At 65.3% G+C, this 19,201-nt stretch carries 16 protein-coding genes; 13 read left to right on the top strand and 3 right to left on the bottom strand.

Annotated elements, in window-relative coordinates:
* The first annotated feature begins 58 nt into the window (after positions 1-58).
* Positions 59-2,548, top strand: a complete 2,490-nt coding sequence (gene pcrA / locus E4P29_RS17910) for a DNA helicase PcrA (RefSeq protein WP_135046539.1) — start codon at positions 59-61, stop codon at positions 2,546-2,548.
* A 73-nt stretch (positions 2,549-2,621) separates the two neighbouring features.
* On the opposite strand, the gene E4P29_RS17905 is transcribed toward pcrA, so the two are convergent.
* A complete protein-coding gene (locus E4P29_RS17905; RefSeq protein WP_135046538.1) occupies positions 2,622-3,626 on the bottom strand; it encodes a M23 family metallopeptidase in 1,005 nt (334 codons plus the stop codon).
* A 232-nt stretch (positions 3,627-3,858) separates the two neighbouring features.
* Between E4P29_RS17905 and E4P29_RS17900 the strand changes: the two genes are divergently transcribed.
* The 4 genes from E4P29_RS17900 (at position 3,859) to E4P29_RS17885 (ending at position 8,425) form a co-directional block, all read left to right on the top strand.
* A complete protein-coding gene (locus tag E4P29_RS17900; RefSeq protein ID WP_245154389.1) occupies positions 3,859-5,721 on the top strand; it encodes a hypothetical protein in 1,863 nt (620 codons plus the stop codon).
* Between the two features lie 146 nt (positions 5,722-5,867).
* Positions 5,868-7,031: an ADP-forming succinate--CoA ligase subunit beta gene (gene sucC / locus E4P29_RS17895; RefSeq protein WP_032377331.1), complete on the top strand. Its 1,164-nt coding sequence runs from the start codon at positions 5,868-5,870 to the stop codon at positions 7,029-7,031.
* 8 nt (positions 7,032-7,039) lie between these two features.
* Positions 7,040-7,951, top strand: a complete 912-nt coding sequence (gene sucD / locus E4P29_RS17890; protein ID WP_032371251.1) for a succinate--CoA ligase subunit alpha — start codon at positions 7,040-7,042, stop codon at positions 7,949-7,951.
* Positions 7,952-8,083: 132 nt separating this feature from the next.
* Positions 8,084-8,425: a DUF2200 domain-containing protein gene (locus tag E4P29_RS17885; protein WP_135046537.1), complete on the top strand. Its 342-nt coding sequence runs from the start codon at positions 8,084-8,086 to the stop codon at positions 8,423-8,425.
* Positions 8,426-8,431: 6 nt separating this feature from the next.
* Here E4P29_RS17885 and E4P29_RS17880 read toward each other — a convergent pair whose 3' ends face one another.
* Complete coding sequence (locus E4P29_RS17880; protein ID WP_135046536.1) at positions 8,432-9,847, bottom strand: NAD(P)/FAD-dependent oxidoreductase; 1,416 nt, start codon at positions 9,845-9,847, stop codon at positions 8,432-8,434.
* 9 nt (positions 9,848-9,856) lie between these two features.
* Positions 9,857-10,033, bottom strand: coding sequence for a hypothetical protein (locus tag E4P29_RS25965; protein WP_167735525.1), 177 nt, complete (start codon positions 10,031-10,033; stop codon positions 9,857-9,859).
* A gap of 345 nt (positions 10,034-10,378) precedes the next feature.
* On the opposite strand from E4P29_RS25965, the gene E4P29_RS17875 reads away from it, so the two are divergent.
* From E4P29_RS17875 to E4P29_RS17840, 8 genes are all read left to right on the top strand, one after another.
* Positions 10,379-10,591: a hypothetical protein gene (locus E4P29_RS17875; protein WP_135046535.1), complete on the top strand. Its 213-nt coding sequence runs from the start codon at positions 10,379-10,381 to the stop codon at positions 10,589-10,591.
* A gap of 98 nt (positions 10,592-10,689) precedes the next feature.
* Positions 10,690-11,541: a hypothetical protein gene (locus tag E4P29_RS17870; protein ID WP_135046534.1), complete on the top strand. Its 852-nt coding sequence runs from the start codon at positions 10,690-10,692 to the stop codon at positions 11,539-11,541.
* On the top strand, positions 11,531-12,520 hold the full coding sequence (locus E4P29_RS17865; protein WP_135046533.1) for an alpha/beta hydrolase: 990 nt from the start codon (positions 11,531-11,533) through the stop codon (positions 12,518-12,520). Before E4P29_RS17870 ends, E4P29_RS17865 begins: the two co-directional genes overlap by 11 nt.
* Positions 12,459-13,088: a hypothetical protein gene (locus E4P29_RS17860; protein WP_135046532.1), complete on the top strand. Its 630-nt coding sequence runs from the start codon at positions 12,459-12,461 to the stop codon at positions 13,086-13,088. Before E4P29_RS17865 ends, E4P29_RS17860 begins: the two co-directional genes overlap by 62 nt.
* Positions 13,081-13,569 carry a hypothetical protein gene (locus E4P29_RS17855; RefSeq protein ID WP_135046531.1) on the top strand — a complete coding sequence of 163 codons (489 nt, stop codon included), beginning with the start codon at positions 13,081-13,083 and terminating at the stop codon, positions 13,567-13,569. Before E4P29_RS17860 ends, E4P29_RS17855 begins: the two co-directional genes overlap by 8 nt.
* Before the next feature lie 64 nt (positions 13,570-13,633).
* On the top strand, positions 13,634-17,476 hold the full coding sequence (locus tag E4P29_RS17850) for a hypothetical protein (protein ID WP_135046530.1): 3,843 nt from the start codon (positions 13,634-13,636) through the stop codon (positions 17,474-17,476).
* Between the two features lie 52 nt (positions 17,477-17,528).
* A complete protein-coding gene (locus E4P29_RS17845; RefSeq protein WP_135046529.1) occupies positions 17,529-17,795 on the top strand; it encodes a hypothetical protein in 267 nt (88 codons plus the stop codon).
* A 106-nt stretch (positions 17,796-17,901) separates the two neighbouring features.
* Positions 17,902-19,125 carry an acyl-CoA dehydrogenase family protein gene (locus E4P29_RS17840; RefSeq protein WP_027496018.1) on the top strand — a complete coding sequence of 408 codons (1,224 nt, stop codon included), beginning with the start codon at positions 17,902-17,904 and terminating at the stop codon, positions 19,123-19,125.
* Positions 19,126-19,201 lie beyond the last annotated feature (76 nt).

Genomic DNA, 19,201 nt, shown 5'->3' with positions numbered 1-19,201 from the left:
GACGCCGACGACCACGGGATGTGGGTTTGTCGGTACACGCCGGTAGCCTGGCCAGACGATGAACACATTCCTCCAGGGCCTCGAGTCCCGTAAGAACACCTCGTCCGACGCGCTGCTGGAGGGGCTCAATCCTCAGCAGCGTGAGGCCGTCGTGCACACGGGATCGCCGCTGCTCATCGTGGCCGGTGCAGGCTCGGGCAAGACAGCGGTGCTGACGCGTCGCATCGCGTATCTGCTCGCGGAGCGGGGGGTGTCGCCGGGGCAGGTCCTGGCGATCACGTTCACCAACAAGGCGGCCGCCGAGATGCGCGAGCGGGTGGCCGGTTTGGTGGGGCCCAGGGCAAACGCGATGTGGGTGTCGACGTTCCACTCCAGTTGCGTGCGCATCCTGCGGGCCCAGGCGGCACTGTTGCCGGGGTTGAACTCCAACTTCTCGATCTACGACGCGGACGACTCACGTCGGCTGTTGACGATGATCTCGAAAGACCTGCAGATCGACACCAAGAAGTTCTCGGCCCGCCTGCTCTCGACGGCGATCTCCAACCTCAAGAACGAGCTGATCGGCCCGGACAAGGCCGCCGAGGACGCCGACGGCGACCCTGCCGAGCTGCCCCGACTCGTCGCGAAGGTCTATCGCATCTATCAGCAGCGTCTGCGCGCGGCCAACGCCATGGACTTCGACGACCTCATCGGCGAAACCGTGGGCATTCTGCAGGCCTTCCCGCAGGTGGCGCAGTACTACCGACGCCGGTTCCGGCACGTACTGGTCGACGAGTACCAGGACACCAACCACGCCCAGTACATGCTGGTTCGCGAACTCGTCGGCACCCCCGATGCGGACGGCGCGCTCGAAGGCACCGTTGCGCCGGGAGAACTGTGCGTGGTGGGTGACGCCGACCAGTCGATCTACGCATTCCGCGGCGCGACCATTCGCAACATCGAGGAGTTCGAGCGCGACTACCCCGACGCTCGCACCATTCTGCTCGAGCAGAACTACCGATCGACGCAGAACATTCTGTCGGCGGCCAATGCCGTCATCTCGCGCAACATCGGACGCCGCGAGAAGAAGTTGTGGACCGACACCGGTGAAGGCGAACTGATCGTCGGGTACGTCGCCGACAACGAGCACGACGAGGCGTCGTTCGTCGCGTCGGAGATCGATCGACTCGTCGACAGCGGAGATGTGCGTTTCGACGAGGTGGCGGTGTTCTACCGCACCAACAACTCCTCGCGTGCGCTCGAAGAGATCTTCATTCGATTGGGCCTGCCGTACAAGGTGGTCGGCGGAGTCCGGTTCTACGAGCGCAAGGAGGTCCGTGATCTCGTTGCGTACCTGCGCGTGCTGTCCAACGAAGACGACACCGTCAGTATGCGGCGCATCCTCAATACCCCCCGCCGTGGCATCGGAGACCGCGCCGAGGCGTGTGTGGCCGTGCACGCCGAGCAACGCGACATCAGCTTCTCGCGAGCGCTGCACGACGCGGCCGCGGGCAAGGTGGCGTTGCTCAACTCGCGGCAGCAGAAGTTGATCGCTCAGTTCATGGAACTGCTCGACGAGTTGCGTGCCGTCCTGACGGCCACCGACGGAGACGGCAACGACATCGCCGATATCGGCGACGTGGTCGAAGCAGTTCTGGACCGCACCGGCTATCGCGCCGAGCTTGAGGCCAGTAGCGACCCGCAGGACGGTGCTCGCCTGGACAACCTCAACGAATTGGTCAGCGTCGCACGGGAGTTCACGTCCGAGGCGCGTAACCAGGCCGCAGTGGCGGAAGAGGCACTCGAAACAGGTGACGACCGGAACGACGAGGACGGCGGTGTCGACGGTCTGGCCGAGCCCGGTTCGTTGGCCGCTTTCCTCGAACGGGTTTCTCTGGTTGCCGACACCGATCAGATTCCCGATTCGGGCACCGGCGTCGTGACGTTGATGACGCTGCACACCGCCAAAGGGCTGGAATTTCCGGTCGTCTTCGTCACCGGGTGGGAAGACGGCCAGTTCCCGCACATGCGTGCGCTCGGTGATCCGAACGAGCTGTCCGAGGAGCGACGCCTGGCGTACGTGGGCATCACTCGCGCGCGGCAACGGCTCTACCTCACGCGCGCGATCATGAGGTCGGCGTGGGGTCAGCCCATTGCCAACCCGGAATCACGCTTCCTGCAAGAGGTTCCGCAGCATCTGATCGACTGGCGTCGTGAAGATCCGGGCACCGGCGGCGGCCGCGCAATCGGCGGCGGTAGATCCGGCAGCTATGGATCGAACAGTTACGGCTCGGGCGGCGGTTACGGCTCGGGCAACTACGGCTCCGGTAGCTACGGCGGGTCGTCGAGTCGTGGCCAGAGTTCGTCTCCGAGCTTCGGTGCCGCGAAGGGTCGAAATTCCAATCTGGTTCTGGCCGTGGGTGATCGAGTCAGCCACGACAAGTACGGACTGGGCACGGTGCTCGAATCCACCGGTGCCGGAGTCAAGGCAATGGTGCTGATCGATTTCGGCTCGGCAGGTCGCGTCAAGATGATGCTCATCGGCGGCGTTCCGATGACCAAGCTGTAGAAGTCCCGACAACGCGAAAGCCGGGCCCTGCGAAAGCGGGGTCCGGCTTTGTTGTGAAGCGGTGGAGAAGGACTCAGTCCATTTCGGGTCCGAGGGAGATTCCTCGGGACGCGAGCCAGGGGAGGGGATCGATCTTGACCTCACCCGGGAGATGAACCTCGAAGTGCAGGTGCGGGCCGGTGGAGAAGCCGCGGTTACCCATGCGTGCGATCTGGTCGCCGGCCATGACATCCTGGCCCACGGTGACGAGCGAGCTGTCGATGTGGCCGTAGACCGTGATCGTGCCGTCGGCGTGCTGGAGGCGAACCCACATTCCGAAGCCCGATGCGGGACCGGAATCGATCACCTTGCCGTCGGCGACGGCGTAGATAGGGGTTCCGATGGCGTTGGCGACATCGACGCCGGCATGCAGGACGCCCCATCGAGTGCCGAAGTTGGAGGTGTACGTGCCCTGAGCCGGGAGGGAGAACAGCGGGCGACGGGCAGCGGCCTCGCGTGCGGCCCGCTCTTCGCTGAAACGCTGGCCCTTGGCGAGCAGGTCGTTGAACTGGCTGAGGTCGACCGGTGCGGCGACGCTGAGGATCTGCGGTGCCTGCGAGGGGGTTGCGCTCGAAACGTCGGCTACCGGCTCGTCGGCCTGCGGTGCAGTGGTGGCTGCGAGTGCTGCGGCGGCCGGTGCTTCACCCGCGGCGAGTGCGTACTCGGAGGTGGCGACTGCGGTGGGTGCATCGTCGTCGATGACGGCTTGACCTGCTGCAACAACGGCACCGGCGGCCACGGCCAGCACGGCGGCACGGCCCTTGAGTGCAGTCGGGGGAACGGGGATTCGGTGTGCTCCGCCGCGACGGGCCACGGGTGCGGCGTCTGCGGTGGTGGCGATCTTCGTGACGACGGTCGGTGTCTCGTCGGCTGCTACTGGACCGGCGAAATCGGCTTCGACGTACTCGTACGTGGGGTAGGAATAGGCCTCGTACGCACTCGGCTCGGTGGTGGGCTCGTAGCTGTACACCGTGGTCGCGTCGTCCGCCGTCGGGCGAGAGAATCGGCTGGAAGTAAAGGACGCGCGGTGCTGCTGCAAGACCTACAACCTCCGATATCTGTGACCTGGCCGTTACTGAAAGACTCGGGAGACGGTAACGAAATGGTTGCGGGCCGCGCAAGTTAACAGCCGAAACCAGCGTGATATGTGAGATGGCTCACAGAGTGACCAGGGTTTATGTGGTGAGACGCCACATCCGTAATCGGACACGAACGCGGCACGCACCGTGACCGACGGCTCGGGGCGCGACCGAGCCGATACCGTCCTACGAGTGCCGACCCCCACCTTCGACGACTCGTCCGCCCACGGCTCCGACCGAGCCGAACCGCAACGTATAGCGCCGCAGGATGCCCGCGGCGGAGTGGAAGATCATTCGCCCACGTCGCGCATCGTCGTCGCCGTCGTGCTCGCTGTCGTTGCCGCACTGTGTGCCGCTGCAGCTCCGCTGATCGGCGTCGTCCGAGCCGTCGACGGTTCGCCGGTGGGCGACGGTGTCTCGTCGGCCGCTGTGCTGGCCGTTGCGCTCCCGGTCGTGGTGGCGGTTGCGGCGGCCGCCAGCGCTGCGATGCGACGCATCGAATTCGGTGCCGCGCTCCTCGCGGGCTTCGGCGCGGTGACGCTCGGAATCGCAATCCTCGATCTCGCTGTGTTGTCCGATCCGATCGACGCGAACCGGCTCGAGCTGTTCCGTCCCCTGAGCGCCGCGATGCTCGACGCCACCCTCGGCTCTCATGTTCTGCTCGCCGGTCACGCTGCGTCGGTTCTGGCGGGTGCGGCGGGGTGGTCGGCAGTGCATCGCGCAGCGCTCGGTGACGGGTACGGACATTCGGTCTACTCGGAGCACGTGGGGCGGGCGACGGCGGGCCGAGTGGGTCCGATGTTGTCGATGCTGCTCGGGGCGCTCGGTGTCGTGGCCGCTGCAGCGGCGTTCGCGTCGCTGTACCGGTCGGCCGATCCGGTGGTGATCGTCTCGGCGGTGGTGGAGTCGCCGGTGTTCGTGGCGGTGGGGTCCGCGGTGGTCGGGATCGGCGCACTCGTGGTCACGGCCTCGGCTCTGGCCTCGCTCTCGCCGCTGGTCGCGTCCGGTGCCGCCGTCGGTGCAGGTCTCGGGGTCCTCTCGTTCGCGGGTGTCGGTCTGCTCGCCGGAGTGGGTACCGGTGCTCGGATCGAGGCCGGGCTCGGGGCGTACCTCGGCACCGTTGCCGGGCTCGGGTTGACCGTCGGGGGCGCTGTGTTGGCACCGATTGCCTCCGGTCGTGATCGCCGCGCTCTGGCGTCTGCTCGATCCGTCGCCGAGGGCGGCCGGGGTCCGCGCGGGGTCTCCGGGCCCGGCACCACGAGGTGGCATGTGGCAGCAGGCAGTGCGGGCGTGCTTGCCGGCGTACTGCTGGTGGTGGGGTCTCTGTTGCCGATTCTCGAGACCGACGCCGCGACTGCTGTGCCCACGATCCTGGCGACCCGCGTGGTGCTCGTAGCGGGTTTCGTCTCGATTCTGGCATCGGTGCCGCTGCTGTTCTCCGAGTTCGCCGCCGCCGCACGTCCGTTCTTGTCCGTCTTCTGGCTCGCTGCGGTCTCGGCCGCGGCGGCCGTGTTGCAGTCGGTGGTTCTGGCCGAGGATCTTGCGGGCGTCGATACCGGGACGGGTGCCCTGCTGATCATCGCGGGAGTCGTCGTCGCGGCCGTCACCGGACTGCTGGCACTGTTCGCCGGATCGGCCGAGCGTGACGACGTCGACACGTCCGAGGATGCGGCCACGCACTTCCCGGTGCTGGGAACTGCGCTCGTGGGGGCCCTTCTGCTGGCTGTCGGGTTGGCCCTGCCCCTGTATCGAGGCAGCGATCTGACCGCGGCGACCATCACCGAGTTCCCGTGGGGTTGGGACACCTGGGGACAGCTGCTGCTCGCCGTCGGCGTCGTCGTCGCCGCTGTCGTCGCCGCCCGAGCCCGCCCCGCGCGCGGCAGCGTTCTGCTCGTCGGTGCGGCCGTCGCGGGCATCGTTCATCTCGCGTCGTGGCCACTGACGTCCGCTCGCGCAGCCGACCCGGAGATGGGCCCCGGTGTCGTGCCATCGATTGCCGGAATCGTCGTTCTCGGTGTCGCGGCGGCACTTTCGGCTCGTCGCACCGATCGGTGACGCCGGTTTCACTGCGACCGCAGCGGTGAGATAGACCACATAGCATCCATGCGCCCGATGCGCTGTCGGGGCACCTGGATAAAGTCCATGCTCAGACCCGCTCACACCCCTGGAGCGGGCGTCAACGTAGACGAGACGGTGAGCTGATGGATCTCTTCGAATACCAGGCGAAGGAATTGTTCGCCAAGCATGGCGTACCCACCTCCGCCGGTCGTGTCACCGACACGGTCGCCGGAGCAACACAGATTGCCGAAGAAATCGGCAAGCCAGTAATGGTCAAGGCGCAGGTCAAGGTCGGCGGCCGCGGCAAGGCCGGCGGCGTCAAGTACTCCAAGGACGTCGCAGCAGCAACCGAGAACGCAGAAGCGATTCTCGGACTCGACATCAAGGGCCATGTCGTCAAGAAGCTTCTCGTCGCAGAAGCCTCCGACATCGCCGAGGAGTACTACATCTCCTTCCTGCTCGATCGCACCAACCGCACCTACCTCGCGATGTGTTCGGTCGAAGGTGGAGTCGAGATCGAGGTGACGGCGGAGGAGAACCCCGACGCACTCGCACGTATCCCCGTCGACGCAGTCAAGGGCGTCGACCTCGCGTTCGCTCGTGAGATCGCCGAGAAGGGCAAGCTGCCCGCCGAGGTGCTCGACGCCGCTGCGGTGACCATCCAGAAGCTGTGGGAGGTCTTCATCAACGAAGACGCTCTCCTGGTCGAGGTCAACCCGCTGGTTCGCACCCCCGACGATCAGATCCTCGCCCTCGACGGCAAGGTCACGCTCGACGCCAACGCCGACTTCCGCCAGGCCGGCCACGCCGAGTTCGAGGACAAGGACGCAGCCGATCCCCTCGAGGCCAAGGCCAAGGAGAACGACCTCAACTACGTCAAGCTCGACGGACAGGTCGGCATCATCGGAAACGGTGCCGGACTGGTCATGTCGACCCTCGACGTCGTCGCATACGCAGGCGAGGCACACGGCGGCGTCAAGCCGGCCAACTTCCTCGACATCGGCGGCGGCGCTTCGGCCGAGGTCATGGCCGCAGGCCTCGACGTCATCCTCGGTGACGAGCAGGTCAAGAGCGTGTTCGTCAACGTCTTCGGTGGCATCACCGCGTGTGACGCAGTCGCCAATGGCATCGTCGGCGCGCTGAAGAAGCTGGGCGACGACGCCAACAAGCCGCTGGTCGTCCGTCTCGACGGCAACAAGGTCGAAGAGGGCCGCAAGATTCTCGCCGACGCCGCGCACCCGCTGGTGACGCTCGCCGGAACCATGGACGAGGGCGCCGACAAGGCCGCCGAGCTGGCAGCGAAGTAGAGGAAACAATGTCTATCTTTCTGAACAAGGACAACAAGGTCATCGTCCAGGGCATCACCGGCGGCGAAGGCACCAAGCACACCGCCCTGATGCTCAAGGCCGGCACCCAGGTCGTCGGTGGCGTCAACGCCCGCAAGGCCGGAACCACGGTCAAGCACGTCGACGCACAGGGCAACGACATCGAATTGCCGGTGTTCGCTTCGGTTTCCGAGGCAATGGAGAAGACCGGAGCCGACGTGTCCATCGCGTTCGTGCCGCCGGCATTCTCCAAGGACGCCATCGTCGAAGCGATCGACGCGGAGATCCCGCTGCTCGTCGTCATCACCGAGGGCATCCCCGTGCAGGACTCCGCATACGCGTGGGCCTACAACGTGGAGAAGGGCAAGAAGACCCGCATCATCGGGCCGAACTGCCCCGGAATCATCACTCCCGGTGAGGCATTGGTCGGCATCACGCCCGCCAACATCTCGGGAACCGGCCCCATCGGCCTGGTCTCCAAGAGTGGCACCCTGACCTACCAGATGATGTTCGAGCTCCGCGACTTCGGATTCTCGACGGCCATCGGCATCGGCGGCGACCCCGTCATCGGAACCACCCACATCGACGCCATCGAGGCGTTCGAGGCGGACCCCGAGACCAAGATCATCGTCATGATCGGCGAGATCGGCGGCGACGCCGAAGAGCGTGCAGCCGACTACATCAAGGCCAACGTGACCAAGCCGGTCGTCGGCTACGTCGCAGGCTTCACCGCTCCCGAGGGCAAGACCATGGGCCACGCCGGCGCCATCGTCTCCGGCTCGCTGGGAACGGCGCAGGCGAAGAAGGACGCACTCGAGGCCGCAGGCGTCAAGGTCGGCAAGACGCCGTCCGAGACCGCTGCCCTCGCGCGCGAAATCCTGGAATCGCTGTCCGTCAAGTAGGACTCGCTTCCGAAAGAGCCCGCCACCGATTTCGGTGGCGGGCTCTTTCGTGCGCCCCCCAGTTCGCGTGAATGGACCACTGCACACGTCTCGGCGGTGCAATGTCACATTCACGGGTCTAGATTGACTGGCGTGCACAGGATATTCACGACCGCATTCAGCTCTGTCTATCCGCACTACGTTGCGAAGGCCGAACGTAAGAAGCGAACGAAGGCCGAGGTCGACGAGATCGTTGGGTGGCTCACCGGATTCGACCAGACGACCCTCGAACATCATCTCGAGGTCGACTCGACGTTCGAGGACTTCTTTGCGGCGGCGAATCTGAATCCGAACGCATCTCTGATCACCGGAGTCGTTTGCGGCATTCGCGTCGAGGATGTCGAGGACCCATTGATGCAGAAGATTCGTCTGCTGGACAAGCTGATCGACGAACTCGCCAAGGGCAGGGCGATGGAGAAGATTCTTCGCAGCTGAAGCCCATCATCGGGCGAGGTACTTCAAGGCCGAGTCGGCGGCGTTGTATCCGCACATTCCGTGCGCACCTGCCCCGGGAGGGGTTGCGGCCGAGCACAAGTACAGCCCCGGAGCTCCGAGCGAATAGGGATCGAGTGCTGGACGCGGGCGCAACAGAAGTTGGCGTGCGGTGTTCGCGCCGGTGACGATGTCGCCGCCAACGTAGTTGACGTTGTGCATCGCCATGGCGGCGGTCGACCTGGTGTGGCGCATCAGAATTCGATCGCGGAAGCCCGGTGCGAACCGTTCGATCCGGGACTCGACGGCAGCCGTCGCATCGCCGCTGTACCCGGCGGGTACGTGGGCGTACGTGTACACGGGGTGGACGTCCCCGAACGAGCGCGACGGATCCACCACAGATTGTTGGCCCACCAGCACGAAAGGGTGCAGCGGCATCCTGCCCCGGGTGATCTCGGCTTCGGAATGGGCGATCTCTTCCAGACTGCCGCCGACATGCACGGTCCCGGCCGAACGCGAGTCCTCGTGCTGCCACGGTATTCCTCCGTCGACGGCGTAGTCGATCTTGAACACACCGGGGCCGTGGCGGTACCGGCGGAGGGCGCGAGCCACTCGGTCCGGCACTCGGGATTCGGTGATGGCCGCAGCTGCGGCAGGCGCGACGTCGAGTAGGACGACGTCGGGGTCACCGAGCATGTCGAGGGAACTCACGTGGATCCCGGTTTCCACCGTCCCGCCCAAGTCCGTCAACGCTGCGATCATTGCGTGCGCGATCGCCTGGGAACCGCCGCGGGCGACGGGCCAGCCGTATCGGTGTGCGGCCGCACCGAGGGTGAGGCCGATCGCCGAGGACGCGAGGGCTCCGAACGGGCGAAAAGCGTGCGCAGCGACTCCGGCGAAGAGTGCCCGGGCCGGCTCGTCTCGCCAGACCTTGGCCAACACATGCGCCGGTAAGCCGGCCGCAGCTCCGAACCGCGCGAGGTCGAGGGGATGGCGAGGCACATGCACAGCGGGGATGAGGATGTCCTCGGTGATCTGCGGGAGACGGCGGGTCGTACCACCGAATACCGATCGCCACCGGCGACCGTCACCCCCGAGCCCCTCCGCAGTGCGCTCGAGCGATCGCCACGCAGCTGCGCCTCGGCCGCCGTCGAGTGGGTGCGAATACGACAGGTCGGGGGTGAGCCACTGCAACCCGTATCGAGTGAGATCCACGCGACGGGAGAACGGCGTGTCACGCGCGAGCGGGTGGAAGGCCGAGCATTCGTCGTGCAGCAACCCCTGCAGCGTCAGTTCCGCGCTGCGAACGCCACCGCCGGGGACGGTAGCGGCCTCGAGCACCCGCACTGTGACTCCGGCGGCGGCCAGAGTCACGGCGGCGGCGAGGCCATTGGGTCCGCTACCGACAACGACCGCGTCGGTCATCCGGTGGCGTCATTCGTGGGCAGCGAGCTTCGGGGCTCGCCACAGGACGAAGACGGCCAGCACTCCGCACAGCACCGCGAAGAGTCCGAAGTACGCCGTCTGTGTGCTGCCGAATCCCCAAGCGAAAATGGCCGCGACAATCACGAGTATTGCGGCCTTGATGTATTCCACTTTCTTCCGATCCATGATCGTCCTTTCGCCGATGCCGCTGATTCTTCGAGAGCGCCTGCTCTCGTTCATCCAGTCTGCCGACATCCGCTGCCCGATGCATCGTCCCCATGCTGTAGCGCCTGGTCGGGGCGGTCGGCGAGGTTTCCGGACCGGACGGCAGCGGGCCGCGCCTCGGCGGATGGCGGAGAGGAATTTCGGTGCCGGATCCGGTCCGGAAACCCTCGAACCGGGCTGGTGCTGCGGCGTTGCGCCGACGGTCCGCGCGCGCCATTGCGAACCGATCGGCCCGTTATGGATTCTGGTGGCGCACCACATGCAGTACCTGTCCGACAACGAAGCAATCACATGAGGAGAACGAGAATGCAGACCATCAAGATCGCGAATCGTGACGTTGCCGCAGCTGCCAACCAGCATTTCACCGACGTCGTCACCGGTGTCGATACCAAGGGAGAAATTCCGGTGCTCACCACTCCGGTCACGGTGGTGACGACGCCCGAGGATCTCGCCTTGCTCACCGCGACGCTGAACGCGACCACCGCAGTCGTCAACGCTACCAACGCACACCGCGGCTGACCCCGGACGCAACCGGACGCGGCCCGAGCGTCGACGTGACGCTCGGGTCGGTGTCCCGAGCTTCCGTGCCGATTCCCGACCCAATAGGACGCACTTTCATGAGACTTCCCTCCGAGTATCTTGCGAGATCCCGTCGCATTGCCGCTTTCGGCCAGTGCGTGTCCGCCGCCGAAGGTCTGGCACGCCGTGACCTCTATCGGCCCGGCGAGCTGCTGAGCCCACAGATTCGCCATGCGTACCCCAGGTTCGCGCGGAAGCACCCACGTCTGACCGCGTTGTTGGAGGACTACCGATTCGTCGTCGGCTGCGACACGGTGAAAGCTGCTGCCGGCATCGTGACGCTGCTACTGCCGCACACCCGTCGACTCACCGTTGCCACCTCGACTGTCTCGGCCGTGGTGTTCGGGCTCGAGCGTTACCGCACCAACTTCGGCCGTGACGGCTCCGATCAGATGCAGGACATCATGGCGACTGTCGTCGCGTTGTCCTCGGCATTTCGGGACCGCGAAGACGCCGCCGATTTCGCGCTACGCGCCATCAACACACAACTCGCGGTGTCCTACTTCGCCTCCGGAGCCATCAAGTTGGTCTCGGACGACTGGCGCTCGGGTCGCGCGTTCGTGTCGGTGATGCGTACCGAGGCGTACGGCCATCCGCGGGCTGCGGCACTGTTGGACAAGATCCCGGCGTCGTCGCTGCTCGTGTGCTGGGGCACGATCCTCGGCGAGACGTTGTATCCGCTGCTGTACTTGATGCCCAAGTCGGCGCAGGTTCACCGCGTCCTTCCCGTTGCAGGGCTCTTTCATCTGGCTATCGGCCACTTCATGGGTCTGCCGCGTTTCGTGTGGGCATTCGGTGCGACGCATCCGGCTGCGTCTTACGTCCTCGAAGGCGGTGCGGCTGCGACATCCATCGCGGCCCGAATCGGGGAGGTGGCACGTGCTGCGTAAGAGCGTGTTCGGGCAACTTCGGCGAGGAGCGATTCTGCCCAGCCTCGGAGTGCTCGGCGTGATGGGGATTGCTTCGGGTGTGCGGACCGCGAGGAAATCCACGTCGTTCCGGCCCTCGATCCCGGGCTATGTCTCGGTCGAGACGCCGACGGGGCGACTGGAAGCGAACGTGGTTCGCGGTCGAGACGCAGACAGGTCGAGCCCCCTGGTCGTGTTCGAGAACGGTCTGGGCACCCCCGTCGAGACGTGGCAGTGGGTGGTGGAGAACCTCCCCACTCTCAACTGCGTCCGATACAACCGCGCGGGATACGGTGAAAGCAGTCGTGGTATCGATGTCCTGGCCGGATATCGATACGCTGCGACCGAATTTCCGGAAGCGAGAACCGTTGTCTACGTTGGTCATTCGATCGGGTCGCTGGCCATTCACGACGTCTTGGCCCGGCTCGAGCCCGCGGATCGTCGGCCCGACCACATCGTCCTCGTCGACGGCACCGATCCGGTTCTCTTTCGCGACATGGCGTGCATTCCCGAGCGGCTGGGCAAGGTGACCCAGTCACTCGAACTGGAGATCCTGTCCAGTCTGTTCGACAATACGAGGCGATCGCGAGCATTCGAGGACGACATGGACTATCCGAGGTCCATCCACGAAGCGCACCTGGCATTTTCGTCGTGCGTGGCCACCCAGCTCCAGGCCCGTCGAGAGTTTCTCCGGTTCGTTGCCGCTCCCGAGTTCGCTCCGCTCGGTGTCCCGGTGTCGGTCGTTGCGGCGGACAGTGGCATCGAGGGTGCGGAGGGGCATGCTGCCGCGCAGCGAGCGCTGGCAGACCGAGTGAACGCGACGAGCCTGACCGTCGTCCCGCACTCCAATCATCTGTCGGTCATCGGTTTTCGATCACGAGCACGAGAGGTAGCAGAACATGTCCTTACTGTCGCCGAACGGTCGTCGCTCCAAGCAGGACGCGTTGTGGGGATCGGCTGAGATCGGTGTCGGGGCACTGGTGACGGTCTGGGGTGTCGCCACAACCCTGCACAACCTGCCCGATCAGAAGTTCAACTACCAGCTGGCGTGGTCCAAAGTCGGTCTGACCGTGCCGAACTGGAGATTCTTCGGCCCCAATCCCGGCATCTCGGATTCGCACTTGCTGGTCAGGAGTTTCGATGTGGACGGCAGCGTGTCCGAATGGTCGGAATTGCCACTGGCACATCATCGTCCGCCGTGGGCGTTACTGTGGAATCCGGGCAGCCGGGGCCCCAAAGCGTTGTTCGATCTGATTCAGGCGGTGATGAGTTTGTCGATGAGATCCGGTGGTGGGCTCGGTTCGATCGAGAACAGTCCTCCGTACCGCATGCTCGAAGACCACGTTCGCCTGCACGCCGAGATCGGCGGCAGCACTGCCAGTGTTCAATTCATGCTTCTGCAGTCCACGCCTGATCGCAACGGAGAGCGTGAGCTGAAGCCTCTGGTGGTGTCGAGGAACATTCCGGTCGGGGAACCGAAGGGAACCGGTATTCGACGGGCATCCGACGAAAGGGCTATCAGTGCGTGAATTCTTCGTCCGTCTGTACCAGGACGGTTGGCAAGCGGACGGAGCGGTGCGCCCGGTGGGGCGATTGTTGATCGTGGCGATGTCGCTGGCCGTTCTGAGTTCGGTTCTTTCCCTGGTGTTCGTGCGGATCATCGTCGAATTCCAGCTCCGCAGATCGGGCTACGACCCGGATGGGGCACTACCGCCGTACACGAAGGAAGCCTTCTACGTTGCCGACTGCGTCCGAATCGTCACGGTACTGGCCATATTCGCCAACTACGCGCGGTTGATCAGATGGCTGGGAACGCAGAACAAGTCCAAGTACCGGTCGCTCCTGGTCATCAGTGTGATCACGGTGGTGGCGTACTGCTACCTGCTCACCACGAGCTATCCGCTGTGGGTCCATGTCATCCAGGCCGTTCAGGTCGTCGTCATGTTCATGGTGTTCGTTCTGCTCAATCGCAAATCGGTTCGTGACCACTTCACAGTCACCGCGACTTGATTCTTTTGCTTACTATCTACCGAGGCTCATGGGATGACCAGCACTCGGACGGTAGGGGGAATCGGTGGGGGAGACCGACTCGAGGGAAGTATTCGGTGAAGCGCTGGCGCGGCTGTACGTGCTCGCCGGCGATCCACCCCTGAAGAAGGTTGCATCCACCGCCACGTCGCTGCAGCGCAGGCGAGCACCCACCGGGGCCGCGGTGTCCGCTCAGCGCATCAGCGATTGGCGACGGGGTCGGTCGGTGCCGGCCAAATTCGAGTCGGTACTGCCGGTTCTGCAGGTGCTGGTCGCCGAAGCGCGGAAACGTACGCCGGAACCGCCCACAGACGGACTGTACGACCTGTCGGTGTGGTCGCTGTGGTGGACACAGTCGCAGAAAAGTCGGACGGATACCGCTGTGCCCGCGTACTCGGGTGAGTGCCCGTATCCGGGGTTGGCGGCGTTCACCGAATCTCAGAGCGCACTGTACTTCGGCCGATCACGCAGCACGACAACGCTGCTCGACCGGATCTCGGAGGCCCGACGCGACGGGTCCGTGCTCGTCCTGGTCGGCATGTCCGGCGCGGGCAAGTCCTCCCTGCTTCGCGCCGGCTTGGTGCACGCAGTTCGGGACGGACGTATCGATGGTGTGTCCGACGTGGACGTCCGGACTCCTCGTGCCGGGATCGTTCCAGCCGACGTGGACGCCGACGCGATGCTCGTCGTCGATCAGTTCGAGGAACTGTTCACCGATCGGACCGACGTCGACGCACGATCCGCCTACGTCGCCGAGCTCGTTGCGCTGGCCGAACACGTCCCGGTGGTCGTGGGTTTGAGGGCCGACTTCTACTCTCGGTGCCTGGAATTTCCGGGAATCGGGGTTGCGCTGGAGCATCATTCGATGGTGCTCGGTCCGATGACCGACGCGGAACTTCGTGAGGCCGTGGTGGAGCCGGCAAAAACGGAGGGTCTCAAAGTCGAACCGGCGCTCGTCGACACGATCATCGCCGAATTCGGATCGCGGTCTGCGGGTTCGTCTGCGTCGACGGCCTTACTCTCCTCCGGAGATCGTCGCGCCGGTCGACTCCCGCTCCTGTCGCATGCGCTGCGCGCGACGTGGAGCAGGCGTCAGAACGGCAAGCTGACAGCAGCTGCCTATCGAGCCGTCGGCGGAGCGGCTGGATCCGTGGCCGAGGCCGGGGAGGCGGCGTGGCGACAGTTGACCGACGCCCAGCAGCGCGCGAGCAAAACACTGTGCATGCGGTTGGTGGCGTTCGGTACCGATACCGACGACAGTTGCCGACGGCGTACTCGAGCAGAGCTTTTGGCGGGGTTCGAGAGATCCGCACCGATCGAAGATGTCCTCGAAGTCCTTGCCGCAGCACGGTTGGTGACGATCGACGCAGAATACGTATCGTTTGCGCACGACGCTGTGCTCCGGGCGTGGCCCAGGTTGGCGCGGTGGATCGAGCAGGATCGAGACAACGCCTCGCAGCGGCAGCGAGTGGAGGACGACGCCGAGGCCTGGTTGCAGCACGACCGCGCGCACGAGTTTCTGTATCGAGGGACTCGATTGGCTGCTGCCCAATTGTGGTCCGGCGACGCCGCGGACGTTCCGCCTGTTGCGGCCGAATTCATCGACGCCGCGTCGGCGCGCGCTACCCGGACGCGTTCGGTGATCCGCGCAGGTGTCGCGGCCCTGGCCGTTCTCGCGGTCCTGGCCACCGTCAGTACCGCGGCGGCGGTCGTGGAAAGCGACTCGGTGGCCACCCAGCGCGACGACGCGGTGTTCGACGAGGTGTTGGCCAAATCCGACCGACTTCTCGAATCGGATCCGTCACTGTCGGCCCAGTTGCTGCTCGTGGCACAACGATCGAGACCTGACGATCCGCGCCTGCGTAGCCGTTTGATCGGTACCGAACTCTTGCCGCTCGCCGCGGCCATGACCGGGCACGTGGGTGCTGTGTACGGGGTTTCCTACAGCCCCGACGCCTCGACCGTCGCCTCGGCCGGAGCCGACGGCACGGTGCGGTTGTGGGATGTCCGCGAACCGGATTCGCCACGTCCCCTGGGGGTTCCGTTGGAAGGCCACACAGACTTCGCTACGTCTGCGGTCTTCGCTCCGAACGGTACAGTGTTCGCGACGGCCAGCGGAGACGGGACCGTCGAGTTGTGGGACGTTGCCGACAGGGAGCATCCGGTGCGGCATTCGATGGTCCTCGACGATGACGCCGGGCCTGCGTATCAGGTTGCATTCGCGCCGGACGGGAAGACTCTCGCAGTGGCCCACGAGGACTCGACCGTTCGGTTGTGGGACGTGGCCGATCCCGATGTCCCACGCCCGATAGGTGGGCCCCTGCGAGGGCATGCCGGAGCTGTTCGCACGGTGCAATTTTCGCCCGATGGACGAACGTTGGCGTCCGGCGGTGACGACAACACCGTACGACTGTGGAACACGACCGACGTGTCCCGGGTGACGCCGCGCCCGGTAGCGCTCACCGGCTTCGCGAGTGTCACGCATTCGGTGGCGTTCGCGCGGGTGGGGTCACTGCTGGCTGTGGCCAGCGACGACGGTACGACCCGGCTGTGGAATGTGGCCGACGCGGACGCCCCGACACCGCTCGGGCCACCGCTGCCTGCCCAGTCCGCGGCCTCGTGGTCGGTCGACTTCGGCTCCGACGGGAAGACGATGGTGACGGCCGGCAAGGACGGCACTGCGCAAGTGTGGAGCTTGATGGACCCGGCCCGGCCGGTGCGACTCGGTGCCCCGCTGACCGGCAACGGGGGCGGCCTGCTGACCACCGCGCTCGCACCCGACGGTAGATCGGTTGTCACCGCGGGAGACGACGGCACCATCCGGATCTGGCAGACCCCTGACGCGGTGCAGCAGATTCACCGCGGGCCGGCGCGCGCACTGTCCTTCGCGTCCGCACGCTCCGCGTTCGCCACCGGTTCCTACGACGGAACCGTCGCGCTGTGGCAGAGAACGCCCGAAGGCGCAGTGGCGCAAACCACCTCGATTCCGGTATCGGCCGGTCAGGACGACGGCCAAAGCGTCGAACTCACCCCGGACGGCGAGCTGTTGGCTGCTGCGTCGACAGTCGGTGGACCGGTGCGCTTGTGGGACGTACGCGACCCGGCAGACCCGATCGCGCGAGCCGAGATCCCCACCGAGGCTCGGTTCACCAGCGAGTTGGCATTCGATCCTGCGGGGCAGGTGCTGTTGGCCCCGTCGGACGACAAGTCCGCTCGGTTGTGGGACGTACGCGACCCGGCGATGCCACGTCCGATCGGACTGCCGCTGAGCGGTTTCGACGGATTCGTCACCGACGCTGTCTTCTCCAGCGACGGGCGCACTGTGTGGGTGGCGTCCGCAGACGACACCGTACGTGGCTGGATACTCTCTGCGGACGGATCGAATCCGACCGCCATACCGGTGCTGCTGCACGGTCATTCGGGTGATGCGTCGACCATTGCGCTGAGCTCCGACGATCGGGTGCTGGTGAGTGCGAGCAACGACGTCGTCCGGGTGTGGGACGTCTCCGATCCGTTGCATCCAGAACCTTTGGGACGACCGTTCACACCGGAGGGCGGAGCTGTGCGGTCCCTCTCGTTCGGTCGGGACGATTCGACGCTGGCAGTTGCAGGGTCGGACGGGTCGATCGAATTGTGGGATTTCAGCGACCCCGCGAACGTGCAGAGCATCGGTCCGGTCAGCCGCATCGCGCGTGCCGGCGTGACCGTGGCGTTCGATCCGACAGGTGCGGTGCTCTCCGCCGTCGGGCAGGACGGGGTATTGCAGACCTGGACGATGGACGACCCGGACGTGGCCGATCGGATCTGCCGAACGACCGGCACCATGCTGACGGAAGAAATGTGGGCCAGGATGCTGCCCAATCTGGAGTACGACCCACCCTGCAGGTAGGTCTGTGCGTCCGGTCCGGAAAGCGCGCCGGTGCCGGTCGGAGAACGTTCCGGTGACGATACGACTGGCCGAGTACCGGGTCCGTGCGGCACCGTCGACTCCGTCGGATTACTTACGAAAGAAGGAGAACTCGATGAACCCGATCACCATCACCGGCCGAGACGTTGCCCGCGGAATCAACGAACTGTGGACCGAAGGTACGCACGCCGCATCGGCGCAGCCGGTCTTCACCACCCCCGCGACCGTGACCACACCGACAGTCTCGGTGTGCGACTACATGGTCGTAGCGACCCCGGCCCGTCAGGTATCCGTCGGCTGACCGATCCGGTGGCGGTCAGACCGCAGTTCCGTCGGACCGAAGCATCTTAGAATCACGCTGAATCGAACTGTGGTCATCGGTTCGACACGGGACTTCACTGTGCGTCATGACAACTACCGAAAATCGTGCACTCGCCAAGAACTGGCCCGACGCTCCCACCACTGCCGCCGGATGGGTGTCCCGCGCAGGTGAGGTAGCGCAGCTTCTCGCTGTCGACGCCGTTGCCCGTGACAAGGGTCGTGAGCTTCCGTCCGCCGAGGTTCAGTTGCTCAAGGACGCCGGGCTCGTCACGCTGCTCGGTCCCGTCGAGCACGGTGGCGGCGGCCAGGATTGGCCCACGGCCTACCAGGTGATTCGCACCGTCTCGAAGGCCGACGGCTCGATCGGTCAGCTGCTGGGCTACCACCTTCTCTGGTTCTGGGCTGCGCGTCTCGTGGGCACACCCGAGCAGATCGAGGCCGTCGAGGCCGACGCCACGAAGAACAAGTGGTTCTTCGGCGGTGCCGTCAATCCCCGCGACAACGACGTGTCGGTCACCGACGAGGGCGACACCATCGTGTTCGACGGTTCCAAGACGTTCTCCACCGGCAGTCGTGTCTCGGACGTGACCGTGCTCGAAGGTGCGCTCGAGGGCAGCACCGATCACGTGTTCGCAATCGTGCCGTCGAACATCGAGGGTCTGTCCTTCCACGACGACTGGGACAACATCGGCCAGCGTCAGACCGAAAGTGGCAGCGTCACGATCGACAAGGTTCGCGTCGACTGGGCAAGTGCAGCGGGGTTCGTGGACAAAGTGTTTCAGCCACGCGTCTACAACACCCTCAACGTGCCGACCATTCAGTTGGTGTTCGTCAACTTCTACCTCGGAATCGCGAGGGGTGCTCTCGAGGAAGCCGCGTCGTACACCAAGGACAAGACTCGCGCGTGGCTGCACAGCACGGTGGACAAAGCAGTCGACGAGCCGTACATCATCGACATCTACGGCGATCTGACCGCCAAACTGTGGGCCGTCGAAGCTCTGGCCGACGCAGTTGCGTTGGAAGGACAGAAGATTCACGACAACGCGTGGAACGTCACCGCCGAGGAGCGTGGTGACCACGAGGTGCGGGTGGCCGCAGTCAAGGCTCGCGCCACCGACGTCTCGCTCGAGATCACCTCGACCGTGTTCGAGGCCCTCGGTGCCCGCGCCACGGCCAGCAAGTATGGGTTCGATCGCTTCTGGCGCAACGTCCGTACCCACACCCTGCACGATCCGGTTGCCTACAAGCGACGCGAAGTCGGCCGCTGGGTGCTCACCGGGGAGCTGCCCGAGCCCACCTGGTACTCGTAGTCCCCACATTTCCGGCCCCGATCCGACCCCCGATTTCCGGATGAATGTGCCATTCACGCCATCTGAGTGCGTGGAT

Source organism: Rhodococcus sp. 1R11, assembly GCF_004563845.1.
Classification (GTDB): Bacteria; Actinomycetota; Actinomycetes; order Mycobacteriales; family Mycobacteriaceae; genus Rhodococcoides.
The sequence above is the reverse complement of the archived record's forward strand: the minus strand, read 5'-3'. Positions and strand labels throughout refer to the sequence as shown.

What these genes read in the sequence shown, in the direction of transcription:
- pcrA (WP_135046539.1), top strand. Translation starts at nt 59, where the DNA reads ATGAACACATTCCTCCAGGGCCTCGAGTCCCGTAAGAACACCTCGTCC.
- sucC (WP_032377331.1), top strand. Translation starts at nt 5,868, where the DNA reads ATGGATCTCTTCGAATACCAGGCGAAGGAATTGTTCGCCAAGCATGGC.
- sucD (WP_032371251.1), top strand. Translation starts at nt 7,040, where the DNA reads ATGTCTATCTTTCTGAACAAGGACAACAAGGTCATCGTCCAGGGCATC.
- E4P29_RS17880 (WP_135046536.1), bottom strand. Translation starts at nt 9,847, where the DNA reads ATGACCGACGCGGTCGTTGTCGGTAGCGGACCCAATGGCCTCGCCGCC.
- E4P29_RS25965 (WP_167735525.1), bottom strand. Translation starts at nt 10,033, where the DNA reads ATGGATCGGAAGAAAGTGGAATACATCAAGGCCGCAATACTCGTGATT.
- E4P29_RS17875 (WP_135046535.1), top strand. Translation starts at nt 10,379, where the DNA reads ATGCAGACCATCAAGATCGCGAATCGTGACGTTGCCGCAGCTGCCAAC.
- E4P29_RS17870 (WP_135046534.1), top strand. Translation starts at nt 10,690, where the DNA reads ATGAGACTTCCCTCCGAGTATCTTGCGAGATCCCGTCGCATTGCCGCT.
- E4P29_RS17860 (WP_135046532.1), top strand. Translation starts at nt 12,459, where the DNA reads ATGTCCTTACTGTCGCCGAACGGTCGTCGCTCCAAGCAGGACGCGTTG.
- E4P29_RS17840 (WP_027496018.1), top strand. Translation starts at nt 17,902, where the DNA reads ATGACAACTACCGAAAATCGTGCACTCGCCAAGAACTGGCCCGACGCT.